6 protein-coding genes are annotated in these 6,676 nt (G+C 66.1%); 4 read left to right on the forward strand and 2 right to left on the reverse strand.

What is annotated here, in order from left to right:
• On the forward strand, positions 1–638 hold a 638-nt coding region (locus WAW85_RS14075), incomplete at its 5' end, for a polysaccharide deacetylase family protein (protein ID WP_422560223.1).
• Positions 639–677: 39 nt separating this feature from the next.
• On the opposite strand, the gene WAW85_RS14080 is transcribed toward WAW85_RS14075, so the two are convergent.
• Together WAW85_RS14080 and WAW85_RS14085 are read right to left on the reverse strand one after the other, a co-directional pair.
• Positions 678–1,478: a site-2 protease family protein gene (locus WAW85_RS14080; RefSeq protein WP_422560224.1), complete on the reverse strand. Its 801-nt coding sequence runs from the start codon at positions 1,476–1,478 to the stop codon at positions 678–680.
• Positions 1,475–2,104 (reverse strand): hypothetical protein, encoded by a 630-nt coding sequence (locus tag WAW85_RS14085; protein ID WP_422560225.1) that lies wholly within the window; start codon positions 2,102–2,104, stop codon positions 1,475–1,477. The genes WAW85_RS14080 and WAW85_RS14085 overlap by 4 nt, the downstream gene beginning before the upstream one ends.
• A gap of 62 nt (positions 2,105–2,166) precedes the next feature.
• Here WAW85_RS14085 and WAW85_RS14090 point away from each other — a divergent pair, with 62 nt between their 5' ends.
• From WAW85_RS14090 to purT, 3 genes are all read left to right on the forward strand, one after another.
• A complete protein-coding gene (locus WAW85_RS14090; RefSeq protein ID WP_422560226.1) occupies positions 2,167–3,453 on the forward strand; it encodes an adenylosuccinate synthase in 1,287 nt (428 codons plus the stop codon).
• A gap of 18 nt (positions 3,454–3,471) precedes the next feature.
• Entirely contained in the window at positions 3,472–5,025 is a 1,554-nt protein-coding gene (locus WAW85_RS14095) for an adenylate/guanylate cyclase domain-containing protein (RefSeq protein ID WP_422560227.1), read from the forward strand.
• A gap of 84 nt (positions 5,026–5,109) precedes the next feature.
• Positions 5,110–6,676, forward strand: a 1,567-nt coding sequence (purT, locus tag WAW85_RS14100; RefSeq protein ID WP_422560228.1) for a formate-dependent phosphoribosylglycinamide formyltransferase, incomplete at its 3' end; no start/stop codon positions are given.

Raw genomic sequence — 6,676 nt, forward strand, 5'->3', positions numbered from 1 at the left:
GGCCACTACCCGCGCAGAAGGCGCCGCTCCCCGCGGAGCCGGTCACCCAGCTCCCCGGCCGGGGCAACTACTTCGCCTTGACCGTCGACGACGGCGCCAGTTCCGAGGTGGTCAACGCGTACTGCCAGTGGGCCGCCGATTCGGGTGCCAGGTTCACGTTCTTCGTGACCGGTCAGTTCGATGCGTGGCGGGACAACAAGAAGGTCCTCGGGCCGCTCGTCGATTCGGGGCAGGTGCAGTTGGGTAACCACACGTGGACCCATGCCGCGTTGACCTCGCTCAGTGCGACCGGGGTGGCCGACGAACTGCGCCGCTGTAAGACCTTCCTGAAGAACACCTACGGTGTCGATGGCACGCCGTACTACCGACCGCCGTACGGCTACCGTAACGCTGCCGTCGATAAAGTGGCCGCCGATCTCGGCTACTCGGTGCCCACCATGTGGGACGGCTCGCTCTCTGACTCGGGGCTGGTGACCGAGAAGTTCCTCATCGGCGCTGCGCGCCAGTACTTCCGGGCGCAGCGCATTGTGATCGGCCACGCCAACCACGACCCGGTGACCCACGTCTACGGCAAGTTCACCGACATTATTCGCCACCGAAATCTGCAGATGGTGACCTTGAACGACTACTTCGCCTGAGCGTGCTCGGGAGGTCTGGTTTCGATACGCCGCAGATACTCAACGGGCGCCGGGCAGGAACTCCCAGAACAGGAAGAGCCGGTAGGCGTTGGCCATCAGGCCCACATCCACGCCAAACGAGCCGATGATCCCGTAGATCAACCCGAAGAACGCCTTGGCGATCGGCGGGACAAAGAAGATCAGTCCGAAGACCACCAGGAATCCGAAGGGTGCGAGCTTGTTCGCGCTCTGCCGGGTCTGCGGCGAGAGATACGGCTCAAGCGCGCCGTACCCATCGAAGCCTGGCATGGGGATCAGGTTCAAGATGGCGGCCGTGACCTGCAGGAAGGCCAAGAAGGTAAGACCCGCGGCGAGATTGCCGGTCGACTGGCTCTCCGGCAAGAATCGCACGATCAGCAGCAGAATGACCCCGAGAATAAGGTTGGTGGTCGGTCCGGCCAGGCTGACCCGCGAGCGCTGCGTTGGTGTCATCCCGGCGGTGTTCAGATATACCGCGCCACCCGGGAACCCGATGCCGCCGATCAGGATGATCAACACCGGCAGCACCAGCGACAGCCCCGGATGGGTGTACTTGAGCGGATCGAGCGTGAGGTAGCCGCGCAACTCGCTGGAATGGTCGCCGTACCGATAGGCGGTGAAAGCGTGCGCAAATTCATGCAGGCACAGCGAGACCAGCCAGCCGCCGAGGATCAACAGCCACATCCCGCCGATCGCCTGCCCGGACTGGCCGCTGCTCATCGACAACATCGCGACGCCGCCGACCGCCACGGCCAGCAGACCCAGGAAGCTCCAACTAGGCCGCACCGACCGCAATGCGGTGGACATCGGCATCGTGCTCATGGGCGAACCAGCTTCCAGTCGAGATGATGACGATAGAACGTCGAGCGTTTGACGACGCGCGCGGTCAGCACGCCTTCGCGTTCGACGACGAGGTTAGTGGCCCCGGTCTGCACGGCCCGGCCGGTGTGCCAGCCGCCAGGCAGTCGGCGCTCGATCCGCGCGCGCACCCCGGGGGCGTCGATAAGCGGCTCGATGACCACACCGCGGACGTCACCGTCGAACAGTCGCTCGGAGTCGACGTAGGTTTCGCCGTGTAGCTTCGCGGCGTCGCCGAGGTGGCGCGCCCGCCCGACCAGTACCGTGGCCGCATCGTCGCGGATCAGCGGAAGTTCTTGCGCCGCACCGACTTCCGCGAGGCTGCGGGCGGGCTCTCCGTGTGGGAGGCCATACGTCTTGGTGGCCGCAGTGGCGACGGGTGCCACGTAGGCGAGCTCGATGTCGAGCCGTTCGTGACGCATCAACACGCCGATCACCTGGGCGAAGAACAGGTCGGGGTGCTCCTGGTCGGCGGGTGGGCAGACGATCAGACGCGTGACGGTCGGGTCGGCGAGCGCCGCGGAGACCATACGTGACAGGGCCGCCGCTTCGGCGCCGCGGCTCGGCGGACTGATCTCGATCGCTACCACGTCAATAGGGTATCTGGGGGATTCACCCAGTAGGGTTGTCCGCGAAGAGGAGGCACCTGGATATGGCTGCGATTGTGCTTATCGGCGCCCAATGGGGCGATGAGGGCAAAGGTAAGGCGACTGATCTACTGGGCGGCAAGCTCCAGTGGGTGGTGCGGTACCAGGGCGGCAACAATGCCGGACATACCGTGGTGCTGCCGAACGGCGAGACGTTCGCGCTGCATTTGATCCCGTCCGGCATTCTGACCCCCGGCGTGAACAACGTGATCGGCAACGGCGTCGTAATCGATCCGTCGGTGCTGTTGACCGAGCTCAAGGGCCTAGAGGATCGCGGCGTCGACACCACCGGTCTGCTGATCTCGGCCGACGCACACCTGCTGATGCCGTACCACGTGGCCATCGACAAGGTGACTGAGCGGTTCCTGGGCAACAGCAAGATCGGTACCACCGGCCGCGGTATCGGCCCCTGCTACCAGGACAAAATCGCTCGGGTCGGGGTGCGCGTCGCCGATGTGCTGGACGAGAAGATCCTCACCCAGAAGGTCGAAGCGGCCCTGGAAGTGAAAAACCAGATCCTCACCAAGATCTACAACCGCAAGGGCCTGGACCCGCAGCAGGTTGTCGACGAGACGTTGGAGCTGGCCCAGGGTTTCACACACCGCATCGCCGATACCCGGCTCCTGCTGAACCAAGCGCTCGAGCGCGGCGAGACTGTGCTCCTGGAAGGCAGCCAGGGCACGTTGCTCGACGTCGATCACGGCACCTATCCGTACGTGACGTCGTCGAACCCGACGGCCGGCGGTGCCGCGGTGGGCGCTGGCATCGGTCCGAACAAAATCGAGACGGTCCTGGGCATCCTGAAGGCGTACACCACGCGGGTCGGCGAGGGCCCGTTCCCGACCGAGCTGTTCGACGAGTGGGGCGAGTACCTGGCCAAGACCGGCGGCGAAGTGGGGGTCACCACCGGCCGCGCGCGGCGCTGCGGCTGGTTCGACGTCGTGATCGCCCGCTACGCCACCCGCGTCAACGGCATCACCGACTACTTCCTCACCAAGCTCGACGTGCTATCCGGACTGGCCGAGGTGCCGATCTGCGTCGCCTACGAGGTCGACGGGGCGCGGCACGACGATATGCCGATGACGCAGACCGGATTTCATCACGCGAAGCCGATCTACGAGACCATGCCCGGCTGGTCCGAGGACATCTCCGCCTGCCGTAGCTTTGACGAGCTGCCCACGAACGCACAGGACTACATCCTGCGGCTCGAGGAGCTCTCCGGCGCGCACATCTCCTGCATCGGCGTCGGCCCGGGCCGCGAGCAGACCATTGTGCGTCGCGCCATCGTCTAAGCCGATTTCGGCGAGTCGATGACGCCGCGGCTGAGTAGGGATTACGGGTCGATCCTGCTCGGCTCGGCCAGCGAGGGTGCCCGCAGGCAAAGGATTCGGATTCAGGTGCTGCTCACCGGCGCCCTGGTCATCGCGAATACGGTGGGGATCCTCGTTGCGGTTGCGCTCGGCGCGGTCGGCATCCCCGACCCCTCATTTCTGCGCCGTGACCTGGCCCTCATCAACTTCGTCGCGGTTCCGGTGTACGCGGGCGTCGCGGTGCTCATCGGGGTCGTCGTCGGCACGATCATCATGATCCGCGGCCTGCGCTGGTCCATCCACGACCAAGTGCCCACCCGCGCCGATGTCCGCGGGACGCGTCGCGCACTGCGCCGCCTGCTGATTCTGCAGTTCACCCTGTGGATGGGGGCTGCCGCGTTGCTGGGCCTGCTGTACGGCTTGGCGGACCCGGACTTGATCGGCAAGGTCGTGCTCGTCATCGTGATGAGCGCGCTGGTGGTGGTCGCGATCTCGAATCTGCTCACCGAAATCTTGCTGCGTCCGGTGTCGGCGAAGATTCTGCAGGCTGGTCTGGGCTGGCCGGGTGCGTCGATGCGCTGGCGCGCGGTGATGGGCTGGCTGATCGGCACGGGCATCCCGTTGTTGGGCATCTTCTTGGCGGTGCTCTTCGGTTTTCTGGACCGGGAAACGTCGCGCACCCACCTCTTCGTCTCGGTGACGGTACTGACTTCCGTGGCGGCCATCGTGGGCTTGTTGTCGGTGATCCTGTTCGCCTGGAGCGTGACCGGCCCCATCCAGAACGTCCGGCGGGGAATGTCGCGGGTGCGGGGCGGTGACATCGGCCCGGACACCAGCCTCGTCGTCTACGACGCGTCCGAACTGGGTGAACTGCAGCTCGGCTTCAACAATATGGTGGCCGGATTGCGGGAAGAGGAACGGCTGCGGGACCTGTTCAGTCGGCACGTCGGACGCGATGTGGCGGCGGCCGCCATGCTTGGGGAAACTGAGTTGGGCGGTGCCGAACGCGTCGTGGCCGTGGTATTCGTCGACGTGATCGGTTCGACGGAGCTGGCGATGACGCGGACGCCGACCGAAGTGGTGGATCTGCTCAACCAGTTCTTTGCAGTGATCGTGGAAGCCACCGAACGCAACGACGGACTGGTGAACAAGTTCGAGGGTGACGCGGTGCTCTCCATCTTTGGCGCCCCGCAGGTGATCGATGACCCCGGCGGTGCGGCGCTGCACGCTGCGCGGGAAGTAGCCGACCGGCTGCACCGGGAGGTGCCGGACCTACGCGCCGGGATCGGGGTCAGCTATGGAACCGTGGTGGCAGGCAACGTCGGGGCAATTCAGCGCTTCGAGTACACGGTGATCGGCGATCCGGTGAACGAGTCGGCGCGCCTATCGGAGATCGCCAAACGCGATCCGCGGGTGCCGTGGGCCAGCGGCCGGGTGGTGGCGGCCGCGGGGGCGGCTGAGCGCACGCGGTGGAAGGCGATCGACACGGTGGTCCTGCGTGGACGCAGCGCGCCGACCGAACTCTTTGTCCCGCGCCGCGTTCCCAACGATTGACTTCATCGCCGATGAACAGGCGGCTCGGTGACTTCCCGGGTTGCCGTGACCCGGGCGCCCGGCCCGATCCGTAGACTCTGGGCCATGACGTCGACGACTGATTCAGACGCCCCGCCGCCCCAGCCCGGTCCTGCTGGCATCTTCGGGACCCCGCTATCGGGCAATGCGGTGAAGGTCATGCTGCTGGGCTCCGGCGAACTCGGCAAGGAAGTGACCATCGCGCTACAGCGCCTCGGGGTCGAGGTGATCGCCGTGGACCGGTATGCGAATGCGCCAGCCCACCAGGTGGCGCACGCCGCCGAGGTCATCGACATGATGGATCCCGCTGCCGTGCGCGCGGTGATCGAGAAGCACCGCCCCCGCTACGTGCTGCCGGAGATCGAGGCGATCGCCACCGATGCGTTGGTGGAGGTGGAAGCCGCTGGGATTGCCGAGGTGATCCCCAGTGCCAAAGGGGTCTCGCTGACCCTGGACCGTGAGGGCATTCGGCGGCTGGCCGACGAAAAGCTGGGCCTACCGACGTCGTCGTACCTGTTTGCCGAGACCGAAGCGGAACTGCGCGCAGCCGCCTACCAAGTCGGCTATCCGTGCGTGGTGAAGCCGGTGATGTCGTCGTCAGGCAAGGGGCAGTCGGTGATGCGCAGCGACGCCGACGTCGAGTCCGCGTGGGAGATCGCGATGACCGGTGGACGGGTCAGCTCCAAGCGAGTGATCGTCGAGCGGTTCATCGACTTCGACTACGAGGTGACATTGCTGACCGTGCGCGCTGTGGACCCGAAAACAGGCGAGCTGGCCACCTACTTCTGCGAACCGATCGGGCATGAGCAGGCCGACGGCGACTACATCGAGAGCTGGCAGCCGCAGCCGATGAGCGAAGTCGCCTACGGCGCAGCCTGTTCCATCGCCGCCCGCATCGCTGGCGCCATGGGCGATCCGGGGGCGCCAGCCGGCAAGTTCAGTGGCCGCGGTATCTTCGGCGTCGAACTATTCATCAAGGGCGACGACGTCTACTTCTCCGAGGTGAGTCCGCGGCCGCACGACACCGGCCTGGTGACGCTCGCGACGCAGCGGCTCAGCGAGTTCGAGTTGCATGCCCGCGCGGTCCTCGGGCTGCCGGTGAGCACCGAACTGCGCTCGCCTGGCGCGTCCGCCGTGATCTACGGGCAGCACGACGAGGAAGCGATTCGGTTCGCCGGGGTCGCCGAGGCGCTCGCCGATCCGCAGGTAGATCTGCGGTTGTTCGGCAAGCCGGAGAGCTTTGCCCGCCGTCGCATGGGAGTGGCGGTAGCAACTGGGGTGGACATCACCGGAGCCCGGGCCCGAGCCAAGGAGGCCGCCGCGCTGGTGGTGCCGCTGTCCGCCGATCAGCCGCTGCCGGGGGACGAACCCGCGGAGCTCGCCGACCCTGCCGCACCGTCGGGGAAGCTCACAATACTGGGCAAGGTTGAGGTTCCCGATGCTATCGGGGCCGCTGGCGACAAGCCGGTGCCCGAGATGTTCAACACCGAGATCTTCGCGTCCGAGGGGGTGGCCGCGACCGCGGACACCGCGGGTAAGGACTCGCCGAAGCCGGACGACGCAACGCTGATCGTGCGTTTGGCCGATGCGGATCCCGATACCGAGAACTACCGGGCGCAGAAGGCGGTTCCGC

The organism is Gordonia sp. (in: high G+C Gram-positive bacteria), assembly GCF_049299075.1.
In the GTDB taxonomy this organism is placed as follows: Bacteria; Actinomycetota; Actinomycetes; order Mycobacteriales; family Mycobacteriaceae; genus Gordonia.

What these genes read in the sequence shown, in the direction of transcription:
- WAW85_RS14080 (WP_422560224.1), bottom strand. Translation starts at nt 1,478, where the DNA reads ATGAGCACGATGCCGATGTCCACCGCATTGCGGTCGGTGCGGCCTAGT.
- WAW85_RS14090 (WP_422560226.1), top strand. Translation starts at nt 2,167, where the DNA reads ATGGCTGCGATTGTGCTTATCGGCGCCCAATGGGGCGATGAGGGCAAA.
- WAW85_RS14095 (WP_422560227.1), top strand. Translation starts at nt 3,472, where the DNA reads ATGACGCCGCGGCTGAGTAGGGATTACGGGTCGATCCTGCTCGGCTCG.